This is a genomic window from Planctobacterium sp. AWM4_229 (assembly GCF_056160305.1).
The window spans coordinates 15,929-34,881 of record NZ_JBSWWX010000008.1 but is presented as its reverse complement, the minus strand read 5'-3'; the positions used below and the strand labels follow the sequence as shown (position 1 = coordinate 34,881).

General features: G+C 40.7%; 16 protein-coding genes. 5 read left to right on the top strand and 11 right to left on the bottom strand.

Annotation, left to right across the window (positions count from 1 at the left end):
• Window positions 1–4: 4 nt before the first annotated feature.
• From yidC to rpmH, 4 genes are read right to left on the bottom strand one after another with little or no spacing between them, the layout of a single operon-like run.
• The gene (gene yidC, locus ACXAGP_RS17775) at window positions 5–1,648 is read right to left on the bottom strand and encodes a membrane protein insertase YidC (protein ID WP_475262901.1); all 1,644 of its coding nucleotides are present in this window, start codon (window positions 1,646–1,648) and stop codon (window positions 5–7) included.
• Window positions 1,649–1,655: 7 nt separating this feature from the next.
• The gene (gene yidD, locus ACXAGP_RS17770; protein WP_475262900.1) at window positions 1,656–1,904 is read right to left on the bottom strand and encodes a membrane protein insertion efficiency factor YidD; all 249 of its coding nucleotides are present in this window, start codon (window positions 1,902–1,904) and stop codon (window positions 1,656–1,658) included.
• A complete protein-coding gene (gene rnpA / locus ACXAGP_RS17765) occupies window positions 1,868–2,194 on the bottom strand; it encodes a ribonuclease P protein component (protein WP_475262899.1) in 327 nt (108 codons plus the stop codon). Before rnpA ends, yidD begins: the two co-directional genes overlap by 37 nt.
• 53 nt (window positions 2,195–2,247) lie before the next feature.
• Window positions 2,248–2,382, bottom strand: coding sequence for a 50S ribosomal protein L34 (gene rpmH / locus ACXAGP_RS17760; RefSeq protein WP_014290886.1), 135 nt, complete (start codon window positions 2,380–2,382; stop codon window positions 2,248–2,250).
• Between the two features lie 411 nt (window positions 2,383–2,793).
• Between rpmH and dnaA the strand changes: the two genes are divergently transcribed.
• Genes dnaA through gyrB form a run of 4 tightly spaced genes read left to right on the top strand, consistent with a single transcriptional unit; the run spans window position 2,794 to window position 8,860 of the window.
• Window positions 2,794–4,194: a chromosomal replication initiator protein DnaA gene (gene dnaA / locus ACXAGP_RS17755; RefSeq protein ID WP_475262898.1), complete on the top strand. Its 1,401-nt coding sequence runs from the start codon at window positions 2,794–2,796 to the stop codon at window positions 4,192–4,194.
• A gap of 11 nt (window positions 4,195–4,205) precedes the next feature.
• Window positions 4,206–5,309 carry a DNA polymerase III subunit beta gene (gene dnaN, locus ACXAGP_RS17750; protein WP_475262897.1) on the top strand — a complete coding sequence of 368 codons (1,104 nt, stop codon included), beginning with the start codon at window positions 4,206–4,208 and terminating at the stop codon, window positions 5,307–5,309.
• Window positions 5,310–5,319: 10 nt separating this feature from the next.
• Window positions 5,320–6,438, top strand: coding sequence for a DNA replication/repair protein RecF (recF, locus tag ACXAGP_RS17745; RefSeq protein ID WP_475262896.1), 1,119 nt, complete (start codon window positions 5,320–5,322; stop codon window positions 6,436–6,438).
• Window positions 6,431–8,860: a DNA topoisomerase (ATP-hydrolyzing) subunit B gene (gyrB, locus tag ACXAGP_RS17740; protein ID WP_475262895.1), complete on the top strand. Its 2,430-nt coding sequence runs from the start codon at window positions 6,431–6,433 to the stop codon at window positions 8,858–8,860. Before recF ends, gyrB begins: the two co-directional genes overlap by 8 nt.
• Before the next feature lie 45 nt (window positions 8,861–8,905).
• On the opposite strand, the gene ACXAGP_RS17735 is transcribed toward gyrB, so the two are convergent.
• The 6 genes from ACXAGP_RS17735 to ACXAGP_RS17710 all read right to left on the bottom strand — a co-directional run bounded on the left by ACXAGP_RS17735 (window position 8,906) and on the right by ACXAGP_RS17710 (window position 14,475).
• Window positions 8,906–9,355 (bottom strand): early set domain-containing protein, encoded by a 450-nt coding sequence (locus ACXAGP_RS17735; RefSeq protein WP_475262894.1) that lies wholly within the window; start codon window positions 9,353–9,355, stop codon window positions 8,906–8,908.
• Window positions 9,356–9,359: 4 nt separating this feature from the next.
• Window positions 9,360–11,438, bottom strand: a complete 2,079-nt coding sequence (glyS, locus tag ACXAGP_RS17730; protein ID WP_475262893.1) for a glycine--tRNA ligase subunit beta — start codon at window positions 11,436–11,438, stop codon at window positions 9,360–9,362.
• A gap of 23 nt (window positions 11,439–11,461) precedes the next feature.
• The gene (glyQ, locus tag ACXAGP_RS17725; RefSeq protein ID WP_475262892.1) at window positions 11,462–12,364 is read right to left on the bottom strand and encodes a glycine--tRNA ligase subunit alpha; all 903 of its coding nucleotides are present in this window, start codon (window positions 12,362–12,364) and stop codon (window positions 11,462–11,464) included.
• A 170-nt stretch (window positions 12,365–12,534) separates the two neighbouring features.
• Complete coding sequence (locus ACXAGP_RS17720; RefSeq protein ID WP_475262891.1) at window positions 12,535–12,999, bottom strand: DUF2489 domain-containing protein; 465 nt, start codon at window positions 12,997–12,999, stop codon at window positions 12,535–12,537.
• Entirely contained in the window at window positions 12,999–13,520 is a 522-nt protein-coding gene (gene yihI, locus ACXAGP_RS17715) for a Der GTPase-activating protein YihI (RefSeq protein WP_475262890.1), read from the bottom strand. The genes ACXAGP_RS17720 and yihI overlap by 1 nt, the downstream gene beginning before the upstream one ends.
• Window positions 13,521–13,851: 331 nt before the next feature.
• The gene (locus tag ACXAGP_RS17710) at window positions 13,852–14,475 is read right to left on the bottom strand and encodes a c-type cytochrome (protein ID WP_475262889.1); all 624 of its coding nucleotides are present in this window, start codon (window positions 14,473–14,475) and stop codon (window positions 13,852–13,854) included.
• Between the two features lie 165 nt (window positions 14,476–14,640).
• Between ACXAGP_RS17710 and yihA the strand changes: the two genes are divergently transcribed.
• The gene (gene yihA, locus ACXAGP_RS17705; protein ID WP_475262888.1) at window positions 14,641–15,258 is read left to right on the top strand and encodes a ribosome biogenesis GTP-binding protein YihA/YsxC; all 618 of its coding nucleotides are present in this window, start codon (window positions 14,641–14,643) and stop codon (window positions 15,256–15,258) included.
• A 466-nt stretch (window positions 15,259–15,724) separates the two neighbouring features.
• On the opposite strand, the gene polA is transcribed toward yihA, so the two are convergent.
• Window positions 15,725–18,493, bottom strand: a complete 2,769-nt coding sequence (gene polA / locus ACXAGP_RS17700) for a DNA polymerase I (protein WP_475262887.1) — start codon at window positions 18,491–18,493, stop codon at window positions 15,725–15,727.
• Window positions 18,494–18,953: the final 460 nt, after the last annotated feature.

Below are 18,953 nucleotides of genomic sequence, written 5' to 3'. Positions count from 1 at the left end.
AAAATTAGTTAACTTTTATGCCTTTCTTTTCCATTGAGGCATAAATTAATTTTGCCTGGACCAGGGTAATGACGTTACTGATCAACCAATAAAGTACCAATCCGGCCGGGAACCACAAGAAGAAGACACTCATAGCAACAGGCATCCATTGCATGATCTTTTGTTGCATAGGGTCGGTTACTGTCACCGGATTCAACCTCTGTAACAGATACATACTGGCACCCGTTAATACGGGTAATACAAAGTAAGGATCCATTACCGATAAATCTTCAATCCAGAAGATGAAACCAGCATGGCGCAATTCAACAGATTCTAACAATACCCAGTAAAGTGCCAGGAATATTGGCATTTGTAACAGCAGCGGGAAGCAACCACCCATGGGGTTGGTTTTTTCCTTTTTGTACAATTCCATCATGCCTTGTGACATTTTCTGACGGTCATCGCCATAGCGATCTTTAAGTGCCTGGATCTTAGGGGCTAAAGCGCGCATTTTGGCCATGGATTCGTATTGCGCTTTTGTGAGCGGATACATTAAACCTTTCACGATAATAGTGATGATGATAATGGCGGCACCCCAGTTAATAACGATGCCCTGAATGAAGCTCAACAAACTGAACAGGGGCTGTGCTAACCACCATAAAAAACCGTAGTCCACTGTCAGGTCCAGTCCACGAGCGATTGCAGCCAGGGTATCTTGGTCTTTCGGACCAATGTACAAAATACTATTAACTGTAGCTTTATCACCTGCGGCTATTGTAACTGGTGAGCTGGTATAGCCAATAACCGCCTGATTTTGATTAACGGTTCTGGAATACAGGTTGGTATTTTGCTCTTGAGGTGGTACCCATGAAGATACGAAATAGTGTTCCAGCATCGCTACCCAACCGCCTTGTGTGGTCTCTTTCAGGTTTTCGTCGGCGATATCGGAGAAATCATATTTTTTGTAGCGTTCTTCAGAGGTGGAGTAAGCTGCGCCGCGATAGGTAGGCATGAACATGCTGCCGCCTTGTCTGCCGGTAACTTGTTTTAGCTGCGCATACTGTTGGAAACTGATGCTGCTGTCGGTGCTGTTCAGCACTTCAAACTTAACATCAATGGCGTGGCTATCTCGGGCAAAGGTGAATATCTTTTGATAAGTAATACCTTCGGCCGATACAAATGTCAGGGGAACGACCAAGGTGTCTCCTGTCATTTCGAAAGAATCTGACGAGCTGCTGTAAACAGGGCGGCCATCCGGATTGGAATCAGGTCCATGGCTGCCAACTAAACCACTTTGTGCAACATACAACAGGTTGCTGTCGGGGTTTAAGATCTGGATAGGTTCAGATTTGTCTATTTCCAGTGGAAATTTAAGTAGTTTCGCAGAAACAACATCACCGCCTTTTGTGTCAATTAGCAATTCGTGAGTATCTGTTGTGACACTAATTAGCTTTTGATTTGATGCACTGGTGACGCCCGGAAGCATTTGCTGTCCTTCAGGCACATCCATTGCAGTGGTACCTGAACTAGCTGTGGGGACCGATTCTTGTAATTCTGGTGTGACTTTTGTCTCAACAGGTTTTGGACCATAGTCGATTTGCCATTGGTTCCATAATAAAAACGTTACCAAAGCGAGTCCGATAACGAGAAAGCTACGTTGCGATTCCATAATAATGTCAGTTCTTTTTTGTTTTCTGCGGAATGGGGTCGTATCCACCGGGATTCAATGGGTGACACCGGATAATTCTACGAATTGTTAGCCAGAGTCCTTTAATGACTCCGAAATGTTCGATAGCCGTAATGCTATACTGAGAACACGTAGGATGAAAGCGACAATTTCCACCTAGCAGTGGAGAGATAAAACGTTGGTAAAGCTTTACCAAAAAAATCAATCCACGGCGCAGCGCTTTATCAATTTTTTCCATAGCTTTTCCAGTAACAGGTTGAGTTCTTGATTGCTCAAATCAGCAATGCCCGTTTTTGCAATAATGACAATATCAATATTGGGTAAGCGGTGTTGTTGCAGTCTGAAACTTTCCCGGATAATCCGTTTAATACGATTACGTCCCACGGCTTTCTTTACCCGTTTTTTAGGCACAGTAATACCTAGTCGAGGATTAGTCAGATTATTTTTTCGAGCGAGAGCTGTAACTTGTGGGGATACTGCTGGGGTAGCGTCTGAAAAGACATGCTCAAAGTGAGCTGGTTTTAACAACCTAAACTCTTTGGAAAAATCCTGAGAACTCACTTTGAGATCATATCAAACACTTAAGCTGATAAGCGGGCACGGCCTTTAGCGCGACGTGCGGCAAGAACTTTACGTCCATTTTTAGTAGCCATACGTGCACGGAATCCATGACTGCGCTTACGCTTCAGATTGCTGGGTTGAAAAGTTCTTTTCATCTTAATATCTGCCGCAGTTGGTTAGTCTAAGGGGGTTACCCCTGATTTAAGGACGCGCAATTCTAAAGAGTTTCCATGTATGCGTCAACATTAAATAGCAATAAGATCAAAAAATAAGCCTCTTTTTGGGCTAAAAATAAAAATGAGAACAAATAATCCAAAGTATATACACAGTTTATCCACAGATGAGTGATAGCATCCTTTTTTTAAGGTGTCATTTTGCTTTTTATCGTCGTCGGTTTAGTGCTATTTGGTGTGCTTAAAATAGTTAAAATTGCTTACAATACATGGGGCTGGAAACGTATAAGCGATAATGCTTGAAATGCGTTGTACATTTATTCACAGTTATACGATAATTCGCTGCTAACCTCAAAAAAATAAAAAATTAAACGACAGAGTACTTTATCTATTATGCAAATTTGGCAAAGTTGCCTGAAACGACTTCAGGAAGATCTCCCGGCGCAACAGTACAGCATGTGGTTGAGACCATTAGAGCCTGAAGTAGAAGGGAATTGCTTGACGCTATTTGCGCCTAACCGATTTGTATTAGACTGGGTCAGAGATAAATATTTGGGGCAAATCAGTGACCTCATCGCAGAATATTCAGATAATGCCGATCTCACACTTAGATTTGACGTAATATCTAATAAACAGCAGAGTGCGCCTGCTGCTCCACCTTCACCAGCGGTTCAATTTGCACCTCAGGCACCTGTTGCAACGCCAGCGAAGGTAGAGACGCCAAAACCTGTACAAAACACTATAGCACCTGCAGAAGTAAAGCCCGCTGCGCAGAAAAGTAATATTAATAAAACCTATCAATTTGACAATTTCGTAGAGGGTAAAAGTAACCAGTTAGCCAGGGCAGCAGCTCAGCAAGTGGCTGACAATCCCGGTGGATCTTACAACCCGCTGTTCATATATGGTGGTACTGGTTTGGGTAAAACCCACCTGCTGCACGCCGTGGGCAATGGCATTCTCAATAAGAAAAAAGATGCCAATGTGGTTTACATGCACTCTGAACGCTTTGTACAGGACATGGTTAAAGCGTTACAGAATAACGCCATCGAAGAGTTTAAGCGTTATTATCGTTCCGTAGACGCCTTATTAATTGATGATATTCAGTTTTTCGCCAATAAAGAACGCTCTCAAGAAGAGTTTTTTCATACTTTCAATGCCTTACTTGAAGAAAATCAGCAGGTTATATTAACTTCTGACCGTTATCCAAAAGAGATAGATGGTGTTGATGACCGTTTGAAATCGCGTTTTGGCTGGGGTTTAACGATAATTATCGAGCCCCCTGAACTGGAAACACGTGTTGCTATTTTAATGAAAAAAGCAGCTGAGAATCGTGTCAATTTGCCCAACGAAGTCGCATTTTTTATTGCTAAAAGGTTGCGTACTAATGTTCGTGAATTGGAAGGAGCATTAAATCGCGTTATTGCTAATGCAAATTTCACTGGAAAGCCTATTACAATTGAATTTGTTCGAGATGCATTAAGAGATTTACTTGCACTTCAGGATAAACTTGTAACAATAGACAACATACAAAAGACAACGGCTGAATACTACAAAATTAAAGTATCTGACCTGTTATCTAAACGCCGTAGCAGAAGTGTAGCAAGACCAAGACAAATTGCTATGGCGTTAGCTAAAGAACTCACCAACCATAGTTTACCTGAAATAGGAGATGCGTTTGGTGGCCGTGATCACACTACTGTTTTACATGCATGTAGAAAAGTTAAAGAGCTGAAAGACGAAAATCACAGCGTGAAAGAAGACTTTCAGAATTTAATCCGAACCTTGTCGTCATAAAGAGAATAAAAATGAGATTTTCGATAGCGCGCGAAGACTTTCTGACACCTTTACAACTTGTTTCTGGGGCGGTAGAAAAAAGACATACACTGCCCATTTTGTCTAATGTATTGATAAAAGTTGAAGAAGGTTCTCTTTGGCTTACAGGTACCGATTTAGAAGTAGAACTGATTTCAAGTACGGTATTAAGCGGAGATGTAGTGGACGGTGAAGTAACTGTACCAGCAAGAAAACTATTTGATATCTGCCGTAGCCTGGCTGCTGAAGCTAAAATTGAAATCTCAGTTGATGGTAGCAAAGTATTAGTAAAAAGTGGTCGTAGTCGCTACACACTATCAACATTACCCGCAGACGACTATCCAAATCTTGAAGACTGGGAAGGTGAAATTGAATTTGAAATTTCACAAAAGAACTTACGTTCTTTAATTGAGAAAACACATTTCTCTATGGCCCAGCAAGATGTACGTTATTATCTGAATGGATTGTCGCTAGAACTGGAAGGGGATCTTATTCGTTCTGTGGCTACCGATGGTCATAGACTCGCTTTAAGTAAGCACATTCTGGACGGCGCTTCGTTTCCCACTAGCCAGGTTATTATTCCAAGAAAAGGTGTGATGGAAATTCTACGCTTGATTGGTGAAGAAGATAGTTCACTCAAGATACAGATTGGTTCCAATCACATTCGTTTATATTCAGCTGAATTTATTTTTACCAGTAAACTGGTTGATGGAAGGTTTCCTGATTATCGTCGAGTTTTACCGAGAGACGGTGATAAAACCGTGCTTGCTAATAAATCATTATTAAAAGACGCGTTAACTCGTGCTTCTATCCTGTCAAACGAAAAGTTTCGTGGTATCCGCTTAGATTTGAGTAGTGGTGAATTACAGATAACAGCAAACAACCCAGAACAAGAAGAAGCCGTTGAAGTTATCGACGTTGATTACCAAGGCGATTCATTAGAAATCGGGTTTAATGTTGCCTACCTGATCGATGTTCTCGGCGCTGTGGATGACGAAACCATCAAGATTACCTTGGCTGATTCGAATAGTAGTGCGTTAGTTGAAGCGCAGTCTACAGATAAATGCCTCTATGTTGTTATGCCCATGAGACTTTAATAAAGTTTTTATGATTCTTAAACATTTGATGTTATCCGATTTTAGAAACATCAAAGAAACAGATTTAGCATTTTCTGAAGGCTGTAATGTTATTTGTGGCGAAAATGGATCTGGTAAAACTTCGTTGTTAGAGGCTATCTATTTGTTTTGGAATGGTCGTTCTTTTCGAAGTTCCAGGATTCAGGACACAGTTAATGTTGAAAGTAACAAGGTGCTTATTCGAGGCAATGCGCAACAAGATGAACAGCTTTTTCCTTTCGGCTTTCAATATTCCAAACAGGATAAAGGTCGTCTTTACAGATTTAATAGCGAGACCATTAAAAGAAGTTCAGATTTAGCTACACTGTTACCTGTTTATTATTTTTCTCCGCAAACTGATAATTTGGTTTCCGGGGCTGCAGGTTCGCGAAGGAGCTTGTTGTTTTGGTACTTGTTTCACGTGGAACCTGCCTTTAAAGAACGATTTTCTTCGCTGCAAAAAGCGGTCAAACATCGTAATCAGTTGTTGAGATCTGGAGGCGATGAATCTGAATTTCTTTTTTGGGAAAAGAAAATAACTGATTACTCTGACGATCTGAAAATAACCACAGAGCTCTGCATGAAAGAGCTTCAAGAACAGTTTGAACATGAATGCCAGGAAGTAAAATCTTCGGAGGGCAACATTGAAGATTTGGTCAGCAGGATTCGTGGCATAAACGTCAAGTATTCATGGAACGAAAAAGAAGAGCTGGAACTGGCTTTAGTTGAAAAAAGGTCTTACGAGTGCAAATTAGGTTACACCACTTTAGGTTTTCAAAAGTGTGATTTTTGTTTTGATACCAAATACAATAAAAGAAATTTCAGTCGAGGTGAAGAAAAAACACTTACACTAATTCTGATGATTGCTATTTTAAAAACGGTATACGCTAAAACAGATAAAAGTATTCTTTTTTTGATAGATGATTTGTCTGCAGAGCTAGATAGCAAGTTTATCCAAATGCTTTTAAAGAAATTGGCATCTTTGCCATTACAACTATTTATAACGACACTAACTAAAGACTCACTCTTTGATTTCGTCAGTGAACACTTTACGAAATTCAAAATGTTTCACGTGAAACAAGGTGAAGTCGTTGAGGAACAAAATGTCTGAAGAAAATAACAATTATGACTCTTCGAGTATTAAAGTATTAAAAGGCCTTGATGCTGTAAGAAAACGTCCCGGCATGTATATTGGTGATACCGATGATGGAACCGGTCTGCATCACATGGTATTTGAGGTGGTGGATAATTCAATTGACGAAGCCTTAGCTGGCCACTGCTCTGACATTATAGTTAAAATACATCTCGATGGCTCAGTGTCTGTTCAAGATGATGGTCGTGGTATCCCCACTGAAATACACCCGGAAGAGGGCGTATCTGCAGCCGAAGTTATCCTTACCGTTCTGCATGCTGGCGGAAAATTTGATGATAATTCTTACAAGGTATCCGGCGGATTACACGGAGTAGGTGTCTCAGTAGTTAACGCACTTTCCAAGAAATTGATGCTTCGGATCCGTCGTAATGGTGAAATATTCGAGCAAGAATACACTCATGGCGAGCCAGACTATCCACTAAAATCTGTGGGTAACTGTCAGGACAACGGAACTACTATTCATTTTTGGCCTAGTGAAGATACATTCACCAATACAGAATATCATTACGATATTCTGGCAAAACGTTTACGTGAGCTATCATTTCTTAATTCAGGGGTGTCGATTCGCTTAATTGATGAGCGTGATGGTAAAGAAGACCACTTTATGTATGAAGGTGGTATTAAGGCATTTGTTGAGTACCTAAATCAAAACAAAACCGCTATTCACCCAAGCGTTTTTCATTTTGTTACAGAGAGAGATGACGGTGTAACCGTTGAAGTTGCAATGCAATGGAATGATTCTTTCCAGGAAAACATTTTTTGTTTTACGAACAACATACCACAACGTGATGGTGGTACCCATTTGGCAGGATTTAGAGGGGCACTTACCAGAACGTTAAACAACTATATGGAGAGTGAAGGTCTTAATAAAAAGGCCAAAGCAAATGCCACCACTACTGGTGACGATGCCAGAGAAGGTCTTACAGCTGTAGTATCTGTCAAAGTGCCTGATCCAAAGTTCTCTTCGCAAACCAAAGACAAACTCGTTTCTTCTGAAGTTAAATCAGCTGTTGAAACAACAATGGGTGAAAAACTCAGTGAATTCTTACTAGAAAACCCAACTGATGCTAAGACGGTAGCAAATAAAATTATTGATGCTGCAAGAGCCCGTGAGGCTGCTCGTAAAGCTCGTGAAATGACACGTAGAAAAGGGGCATTAGACCTAGCAGGTTTACCCGGTAAATTGGCGGATTGTCAGGAAAAAGATCCTGCTTTATCCGAACTATACATAGTGGAGGGTGATTCCGCCGGTGGTTCTGCCAAACAAGGTAGAAATCGTAAGAACCAAGCTATTCTTCCTCTTAAAGGTAAAATACTGAATGTCGAGAAGGCACGATTTGACAAGATGCTTTCTTCTCAAGAGGTGGCCACTCTTATTACTGCATTGGGTTGTGGCATAGGGCGTGACGAATATGACCCAGAAAAACTGCGCTATCACAATATCATCATTATGACGGATGCTGATGTTGATGGTTCTCATATCAGAACTTTACTGCTTACCTTTTTCTATCGTCAAATGCCAGAGATTATTGAAAGAGGGCACATCTATATCGCACAGCCTCCTTTGTACAAAACGAAAAAAGGTAAGCAAGAGCAATATTTAAAAGATGATGAAGCTTTGGAAGGATTCCTTATCAATATAGCGTTAGATAGTGCTTCAGTTCACGTAAACGAAAATGCTCCTCCCATTCAAGGCGGCGGTTTAGAGACACTTGTTAAACAATATACAACCACTACTAAGTTAATAAAACGTATGTCCAGGTTCTATCCTAAACATATCCTAAATAATTTAGTATATTCCGATGTAATGGATGTTGAATTGTTGCAAGATGCCTCAAAAGCTGAAAATTTTGCTAAAAGCTTTGAAACACAACTTACCGAGTCAGAAAAAGATGGTGCAACCTATACTGTAACGGCTGAGCATGATGAAGAGCACAATTGTCAAAAGATAGTTGTTGTTGTCCGTCAGCACGGTGTTGATACTACATTCAAATTTAATAACGATTTTGTTAAATCTGGTGAACTACAACAAATTACAGCATTGAATAAAGCTATCAATAACCTCTTTGAAGAAGGCGGTTATGTTAAACGCGGTGAAAAGGTGCATCAGGTGGCTAATTTTGCAGAGGCATTTGATTGGCTTATGGCAGAGTCTAAAAAGGGCCAATACATACAGCGATACAAAGGTCTTGGCGAGATGAATCCTGAACAGTTGTGGGAGACCACTATGGATCCTGAAACCAGGCGTATGCTACAAGTATCCATCGAAGATGCTATTGGTGCTGACCAATTGTTTACTACTCTGATGGGAGATAACGTAGAGCCACGTAAGCTATTCATTCAAGAAAATGCACTTAAAGTGACCAATCTTGATGTATAGATTATTGCAATAAACATAAAAAAGGCTCCGTATGGAGCCTTTTTTTTACATCTTAAATACAGATACCTTAGGATCTAGCCAGCCACTAAAATCTATTTGAAATATATACTTCCCGGAATCTTCGGGTATGAAAATAAAGTTATCTACCGGTGTGTTGCAATTAGCACTGACTGTTTTATCTAAAGCTAAATACTCGTCTGAGTCTTTATCTTTATATCCACAACTTAATCCTTCAGACCATGCTTTATCTGCAAATTTGAAATCATAAGGTTGTCCGTCTGCCACTAGTTCTACAACTACTCTATAAATGCTTTCATCAAATTTAACGACCTTATAGGCTTCATCAGCTTCCCACCAGGTAAAACTACCTCGAAGGTAAAGTTCATCATAAGAGGGTTTGTCATTATCTAAACCGTCTACAAAAGTCTTAGTTGAACTACAACCAGTTAGTGTGGCGGCTATTAAAAATGTGCTGAATAGGGACTTTAACTTCAAAATCTTATCCCTGTAATAATGAAATATCGGCAATTGACAAAAATTTATTTCTGATTGTCGCAATTAAAGCAAAACGATTTTGCTTAATTGCATCATCATCTGCATTTACCATCACATTATCAAAAAATTCAGCTATTGGATCTCTCAATGAAGCTAACTCTTTTAATTGAGCCGAATAACCTTGTGAAGAAAGCTTTTCTTCTGATTCTTTACTAATTTCATTTAGCGCCTGCCATAATACTTTCTCTTGCTCTTCTACAAATAATGACGGTTCTACATCTGTAGCAGTTACATTATTCTTTGCGAGGATATTAGCGATTCGCTTATTGGATTCGGATAGTATTGCCATGGTATCGCGATTTGTATCAATAAAGTTAGTGAGTGCTTCTAAGCGGTATTTCACTGTCTCGATTGAGTTACCAGACACTTCAATAACTGAGCGCACTGTATTAACTTGATGGCCTTGTTCTATGAAGAAGTTTTCAAGACGGCCATTGAAAAACTGAAGTAGTTGATCTTGCCAATCTTGATTGCTCAAAGTGCCTTCAGAGTAGAAGCCCGCGGACATATTAAGCAGGGTTTTGAAATCAAGATTAATATTATTTTCTAAGACCACCTTAATAATACCCAATGTGGCTCTACGAAGTGCGAATGGATCCTTATCGCCTTTGGGTAACATACCAATGCCAAAAATGCCCGTCAGTGTGTCCAACCGTTCTGCTATAGATACAATTTTAGCAGTATCACTAGTAGGTAGGGAATCAGATGCTGAGCGAGGCTTGTAGTGGTCAGCAATCGCCGTAGCTACTTCTGCATCTTCGCCGTCGTTTAAGGCATAGTATTGACCCATATAGCCTTGTACATCAGGAAATTCATAAACAACTTTCGAGGTTAAATCTGATTTTGCTAAAAGGCCTGCACGATAGCACTTTTGTGGCTCACCAATTTGCAACTGCTCTGATAGAGCACGACTCAAGTTAGCAACTCTTTGTGATTTTTCAAATAAAGTGCCTAGTTGTTTCTGATAAACAATAGATTTAAGACTATCTAGTCTTGATTCCGTGGATACAGATAAATCGTATTCATAAAAGAACTTTGCGTCAGCGAGGCGTGGTCTAACGACCTTTTCATTTCCACTAACTACAGTGTTGGGGTTATTACTGGCAATATTTGTAACAAACAAAAAGCGATTGAGTAACTTACCATCGTTGTTAGATAATAAAGGGAAGTAACGTTGATCATCTTTCATTGTATAAATGAGAGGTTCTTTGGGAACTTTGAGAAAGCTTTCATCAAACTGAGCACTCAACACTACAGGGTATTCAACTAAACTTGTCACTTCCTCTACGAGGTCGTCATCCTCAACTACAGCGCCATTTAGCTCAATTGCCGCTTTATTCAAAGACTGAATAATAGAGTCTTTACGTTTTTCAAAATCGGCGATTACATTGAGACTATTTAACTGGCTTTCATAGTTTTCTGCGCTATGCAGCTCATGCAGACCGGGAGAATGAAAACGATGCCCCATAACCAAGTTGTTGGCCTTTTTACCAAAAAGCTCTACAGGCATTACTTTGTCATTAAAGAGACAGCACAGGTTGTGTACGGGCCTTACAAATTGATGTTCACTGTGGCCCCAGCGCATTACTTTGGGTACAGGAAGTTTTGAAGCCGACGAATCCAGGATATCTTGCAAACAAGAACTAATATTCTTACCTTTTTCCTGGATCGTAACTTGTAGCCATTCACCTTTCGGTGTTTCGACAACCGTAGCTTCTTCTAAAGTAATGTTATTTGACTTGGCCCAACCCAAAGCTGCTTTTGTAGGCTCACCTGAAGCATCATAAGCACTTTTAACTGGAGGCCCTTTTTTTACCAACTCAATATCTTCCTGTTTTTCAGATAAACCTGTTACCAGTACTGAAAGTCGTCTTGGTGTTGCGAACCATTGTGTAGATTGAAAAGCAAATCTGGATTGTTTTAAGCCATCAACGATATTGGACTTAAAAGTCTGACCTAAGGCTCTGAGTGCCTTGGGTGGCAACTCTTCGCAAGCCAGCTCTATAACTAAATTATTACTCACGTTCTGTTAATCCTTAAAACTAATTATTTAGTGGTGCACATGGGGAAGCCAAGTTCTTCTCGCGCTTTGTAAAAGGCTTCTGCGCAGGCTTTTGCGAGCGTTCGTACACGTAAAATATAACGTTGTCTTTCTGTCACTGAGATAGCCTGACGTGCATCTAACAAATTGAAATAATGTGATGCTTTCATTACTTGTTCGTAAGCGGGAAGAGGTAGTGACTGTTCAATTAACAATTGGCTTTGTTTTTCAGCTTCGTCAAAGTAGCGGAACATGTTTTCTACATCCGCAAGTTCAAAGTTGTACTTCGATTGCTCTACTTCGTTTTGATGGAAAATATCACCGTAGGTGACTTTGCCAAATGGCCCATTTGCCCACACCAAATCATAAATAGAATCCACGCCTTGCACATACATTGCAAGTCGTTCCAGACCGTAGGTGATTTCTCCGGTTACCGGCTTACACTCAAGACCACCAACCTGCTGAAAGTAAGTAAATTGGGTGACTTCCATCCCGTTGAGCCATACTTCCCAACCAAGCCCCCAGGCTCCCAGGGTAGGAGATTCCCAGTTATCTTCCACAAATCGAATATCGTGCTCCAGCGGATCAAAGCCCATTTCTTTTAGAGAGCCCAAATACAATTCCTGAATATTCTCTGGAGAAGGTTTAAGCATTACCTGAAACTGGTAATAATGCTGTAATCGATTGGGGTTTTCGCCGTAACGCCCATCTGTAGGTCTTCTGCAAGGTTGCACGTAAGCACTACTAATTGGCTCAGGACCAATTGCGCGCAGAAAAGTCATGGGGTGGAAGGTGCCTGCACCTACTTCTAGATCCAGAGGTTGCACAATGACACAACCCTGCCTGGCCCAATAATCCTGTAGGCTTAAGATGAGCCCTTGAAAGGTTTTTAAATCGTAATTCGCCATATAACTGTCAATTCAACCAAAATGGGCGAAGTATAACTCTTGTAATGCTTATTATGTAGCCCAAAAGCTTTGGGAACGGGTTATTTATGGAATATTATGCGGAATATTAAAGAGGTACATCAAAATACCATGGTAAAACAACTGAGAAAGAAAGTTATGGCTTGCAACAATTAAGAATTTTGCTGCAGTACCACTATAAACTGCTCCAGTTCTTTCAATATTCGCTGCTCCCATTGTGCTTCGAGCTCTTCTCTTTCAGCATCTAATTTTAGCAACTTAAGTTTATTAACTTTTTTTCTTGCTGAAAGTATAGGGTGATGTTGTATTTTGAGATAAAACTGTGCCGAGTGGGGCAGCAATTGCTGGAAATTAAGTTCTCTCACAGCTAATGCGTCTAAAAGCCCTCTGAGCCTGATAACTGCCTCGCTGATACCACATTGCTGTTGCAAAGTGGCTCTTGCGATAACGTCGAGGCTCTCTGTTATGTCTTTAAGTCTGGCATCGTTGATATTTTTGACACGCGCTTTCTGCTGATGCAGTTTGTACATCAAGTGGCTGGCGTAACCAGCCAGAACCAGAACAATGGCTCCTGCAATAAAACTGATAGTAAGCAAATGCGTTTCAATAAAGCTCATCAGAAAAACTTACCCGGAGACTTATCAAGCATATCAAGCAAATCGTCAGAATCATGTTCTGCTTGAGTTTCTTCTTTTACGTCATCGTCGACACTGATGCCCAATAATTCGCACAGAACTTTGTGTCTAGCTAACAGCTGTTCTACATAAAGCTCATCTGTTTTATCAACACTCTGGCCATCATCCATTTTATCCATTAGCGCCTGTAATCGAGTATCGGTTTCGATGTAGTTTAGCTCTTCCTGGGGCGTTTTGAATTTGGGAATAAGCCGCTTGTTACCGGACTCTGCCTTTTCATTTGGCAACAAAGAAATCTTCTTTTTGCTACCAAAGCGTCGATCTTTGTTGTCACTAGCGTTACCAGTTTGGTTTCCACCTGGGTTACCGTCTTTCAGGCTATTTCGATTTCCAGGTGCATTGCCCTTTAACTTTTTATTTCTTTTAGGCGCATTTTCAGTTGGTCTGACTTTAGGCCTGGGAGCAGATTGAGTGACCTTTCGAGTTTTTTTAACACGAGGCATAGAATTTATTCTCTGATGAATGAAGGGGATTTAATTAGGTGAATTATAGGATATTTATTGAGAGACAAAAACAAGAAACGGTGCAGATGCACCGTTGTTTCTAAAACAGGTTATAGAGAAACCATGATCCCTTCAGTAACCAATCTTGTTGTAATCCCGTGTTTGTTATTTTTATTCGGGACTTTTTTATTTTATGTCATCGTGACACTTATTATTTCTTCCTTGTTCCCAAGAAGTAGGTTGGTAGGGGGAAATTATTATTCCCTGCTCAACCTTGGGACGTAAGAATACACGATGTTAAAAATTTTACAACTTATTTACAAAAACAAAATTAATGCAATCCGGAAACATACAGTGACAGTATTCGGATATCTTCGTCTGTTAACTTTTTAGCGATATCACGCATCATGCCATTGAGGTCATTGGCACGCTGACCGCTTCTGAACTGTTCAAGTTGAGATTTGGTATAATCGCTGTGCTGACCACTAATGTCTGGGAATTTGGCCAATTCCATGCCGTTTCCTCTGGGGCCGTGACAAGCGATACAAGCGGTGATGCCACGCTCAAGATCACCACCAGTGTATAGTGCTTTACCCGCTTCAATAACATCTTCTGGTGTTTCACCTTTACTCATAGTTTGACTAGCAAACCATGCAGATAAATCGGCGATATCCTGGTCCGATAAACCGGCCGCCATGCCATTCATAACGGCGTTATTTCTGCCTTCTGCACCACCAGTTTGTGAGGCTAGTCTAAAGTCCATTAACTGTTTAACCAGGTAACCTTCATGTTGACCCGCGATTTTTGGATTCATCGGGATCATGCTATTTCCGTCATTGCCATGACATGCAGCACAGGTGCCCGCTTTTGATTTACCAGCCTCGGCATCACCCTCAGCAAACGCCATTTGACCAAAACCCGCAGCCAGTCCAAGCAATAAAAGCCATTTTTTCATAGTGGTTCTCAAGTAATTCTTGTTAAAATCGTTTAGTAATCAGGTATTTTACACACTTTGAAACACAGGAAAACAGCATAAAAGATATTCTGAGTAATTATCTGTTGTTGTTTTGCAGTTTCCAATGCAAAAACTTTAGCAGAATTTACAGAGAAAACAGTTACCGTGAGCATTTATTCTAAAGCAACATTTACTATTAGCGCCCCTGATATAAGGCATTTAAAGGTCGATGAAGGCATTGAAGTCGCTTTTGCCGGACGCTCCAATGCCGGTAAGTCTAGTGCCTTAAATGCGTTGACGCGTCAAAAAAGCCTGGCGCGTACCAGTAAAACCCCAGGTCGAACTCAGCAGATTAACGTATTTGAAATTGCCGAAGATAAAAGACTGATCGATCTCCCCGGTTATGGATTTGCCCAGGTTCCAAAGGCAATGAAAGAAAAGTGGCAAAGAGCATTGGGTGAGTATCTTGAAAAACGACAGAGTTTAAAAGGCTTAGTGGTTTTAATGGACATCAGACACCCCTTAAAGGATCTCGATCAGCAATTGATTAGCTGGGCGGTGGCCAGTGAGATCCCGGTACTGGCGCTATTAACTAAAGCAGACAAACTCAAATCGGGGAAACGAAAAGCCCAGGTGGCTATGGCTCAAGAGGCTGCTATGGCATTTTGTGGCGATGTTGAAGTCGCAGCATTCTCTTCCACCAGTAAAATTGGACTGCCTATACTGGAAAATAAATTGAATCATTGGTTTGGGTTTGATAACAAAACTGATGAATCAGTTTGAATATTTAGGCGCAGATAAAAGAAACCCCTCCAGAGGAGGGGCTATTTAACAGAGAAAACACACACAACTATATACATAGACCGAGCTAATTCTGATTAGTTCACAAATAAATAAATTTTTTTAATTATTTTTATTCTTCACTTTTTCCACGTCAGTTTCTCAATGCCTACAAGCTAATCCAGGTCACTAAGTTGGTAACATTTCAATAATTCCAGAAAACGACCCGGTAAACGGATATTACCTTTATAACAACAAAACGATTTTTAAGAACTTCAATACAAGAAAATATGAAAGGGAATTGTTGAGAGCGAGCAGACATAAAAAAACCCCGGTAAAACTACCGGGGTTAAAGCAAAGGTTTGAAAGATAGAACATCTTACCTCTGTACCCTACGAGAGAGACTATAGTCCTGGCTTAATTGAAAGTCAATAACAATAATGTAATTAAATTACATTTATTTTAATTGTTAATGAGCTTCTTCCCAGTTGTCTCCTTCACCACATTCAACTATTAATGGTATCTCTAAGCTATTTTCTGCTTCCATGAGGGCTTTGATTTCAGCTGAGTACTCTTTAAGTTTTTGTTCTTTTATTTCAAAAACTAGTTCATCGTGTACTTGCATGATCATTTTTATATCATCGTTGTCTTGATGACTAAGCCAGTTGTCGACCCGTAACATAGCCATCTTAATAATATCAGCTGCGGTACCTTGCATGGGCGCGTTGATGGCAGCGCGTTCTGCTGCTTTTCTTCGGGCACCATTTCTGGCGTTTATCTCAGGCAAATAGAGCCTGCGCCCGTATACTGTCTCGACATAGCCCTTTTCAGCAGCAAAGGCCCTGGTTTCTTCCATATAACGCAGTACGCCTGGATAGCGTTCAAAGTATAAGTCCATGTACTTCTGTGCTTCATTTCTGGGAATGTTTAATTGTCTGGCAAGACCAAAGGCTGACATGCCATAAATCAGTCCAAAATTAATGGCTTTAGCGCTTCTTCGCTGATCTGCCGTGACTTCTTCTAACGGCACATCAAAAACCTCTGCTGCAGTGGATTTGTGAATATCCAGTCCCATCTTGAAGGCATTAATCAGGCCTTCATCTCCGGATAGATGCGCCATAATGCGCAGTTCTATCTGAGAATAATCCGCGGCCATTATTTTATAGCCTGCAGGTGCAACAAACGCCTTTCTTATGCTTCGACCAGCTTCGTTACGGATGGGAATATTCTGTAAATTTGGCTCAGTAGAAGACAGTCTTCCAGTAACTGCAACAGCTTGATGATAACTGGTGTGTACCCGTCCGGTTTTGTTGTCCACCATCTTGGGCAGCTTATCGGTGTAGGTATTGCGCAGTTTAGTCAGGCCCCGATACTCCATAATGAGGCGCGGGATAGGGTAATCCAATGCCAGCTCCTGAAGTACTTCTTCAGATGTAGAAGGGGCGCCTTTTGGCGTTTTTTTCAGTATCGGTAGCGAAAGTTTGTTGAACAGGATTTCTTGCAACTGTTTGGTGGAGCTTAAATTAAAGGTTTCCCCAGCTTCAGCGTGCACTTGTTGCTCAATCTCAGCTGCGCGGATGGCAAAACTGTTGGACAGCTCCTGCATCTTTTGTACGTCGATATAAACCCCATTTTGTTCAACGCGTGATAGCGCAGAAGCCAAGGGTAGTTCTATTTCTTGCAAAATCTTCATAAGCGAAGGGGTATTGGCTAACTGCTTATTGAGTTCGTTGTGCAGACGCAGTGTAATATCGGCATCTTCCGCCGCATAATGGGCGGCTTTGTCCAGATCAATTTGGTTAAAGGTGAGTTGCTTAACACCTTTGCCGGCAATATCTTCAAAAGATACTGTTGATGTTTGTAAGTATCGCTGCGCCAGGCTATCCATATCGTGTTTACCGGCGACACTGTTGAGGACATAGGAGGCCAGCATAGTGTCGTTACCAATTCCGTTAATCTTAATGCCGTAATGACTTAACACATTTTGATCGTATTTAAGGTGCTGCCCCACTTTTTTAATGTCGCTATTTTCAAGAATAGTTTTTAACTTCGCTAATGTGTCTTCAAAAGGTAGTTGTTCAGGGGCGCCGGGATAATCGTGCCTCAAAGGTAAATAAGCAGCTTTGTGCTCTTCTGTGGCGAAAGACATCCCAACCAGCTCAGCTTGCATGTAATTCAGGCTTGTGGTTTCAGTATCCACCGCAAAACATGTGGCTGAAGACAACTTCTCTAACCAGCTTTGCAATTGTTGTTCAGTCAAAATAGTTTCGTATTCCACTGGCATTGCGGTATTAGCACTTTGACTCGTTTCATCAGGTTGCGTTGTTTCAATGTTGGCTGGTGAAAAAGCATCAGACGCGTTAAGCAGTTCCTGATGCCAACGTTTAAATTCCAGATCGCCAAAAAACTCAATAAGCTTGTTATTGTCTGCTGGCTTTATTTTAAGATCTGCAGGAGAGGCGTCTAATGGAACGTCCAGTTTAATGGTGGCAAGTTCGTAAGATAGTTTTGCTTGCTGTTCAAAATCACGGATTTTGTTGGCAAAATTTTTAGCACCTCTGAACTCCAGGGAGGCAATTTCATCAAGCCTTGCATAGATCTCATCCACTCCGCCTATGCCATTCAACAGACTGGTAGCGCTTTTATCTCCCACACCAGGCACGCCCGGTATGTTGTCAACTTTGTCACCCTTTAACGCCAGATAATCAATGATTAATTCTGGCCCAACACCAAATTTTTCTTTGACGGTTGGTACATCCATCAGAGTGTTTGTCATGGTGTTAATCAGTTCGACTTTGTCATTTACCAACTGAGCCATATCTTTGTCACCCGTGCTGATAAGAGTTTTCATCCCAGAGTCTGATGCTTGTTTAGCAAGTGTTCCTATGACATCGTCGGCTTCGACACCTTCAATAACCAATAGGGGTAAGCCCATAGCGGCCACAATTTCGTGCAAAGGTTTTATTTGCTCCCTTAATTCGTCGGGCATGGGGGGACGATTGGCTTTGTATTCGGGATAAATGTCATCGCGAAAGGTTTTACCTTTTGCGTCAAAAATAACCGCCATCAATTCTGGATTGTATTGTTTTATTAAGCTCTTTAGCATGTTTATCACACCATAAATGGCGCCGGTAGCCATGCCTTTAGAGTTGGTAAGCGGTGGAAGTCCGTGAAAGGCTCTGAATAAGTAGGATGAGCCATCCACCAAGATAAAAGGTGCGTTGTTCTTTGCAGTCATTAACAAATATCCGAAGCATGTTTTGCGGGTTTTAAAGTTATCGCTTCATGATAACGAATTACACATGAAATGCAGGTCTTTATCCTTGATAACATGCAAAATCCTGTGGATAACTTTGTGAGCATAATTTTTCAGAAACACGAGAAACCGTAATTAAACGGCATGGTTTACGAAAATTTATTTTAATTTCAACAACTTATAATAAGAAGAGACTGTGAGTATTAATTCTTATTTTAGTTTTTTTTGTGGATAACCTTTTGGAAGAACTTCAAAACCACAGTGGATTTTTTAATCGTTTTTCGTCAAGGGGGTGAGACTTTACCACGTTCAAAGATTTTTAATAGTATTAATTAACGATTTCTTTATAGAGTTTTTTTATTAGTAAACAGCCAAACGAACTAATGATAGATTTGACAACTTTCAACCTCAGTTTAAAGCAATGAATACACTAGCTTTTTTG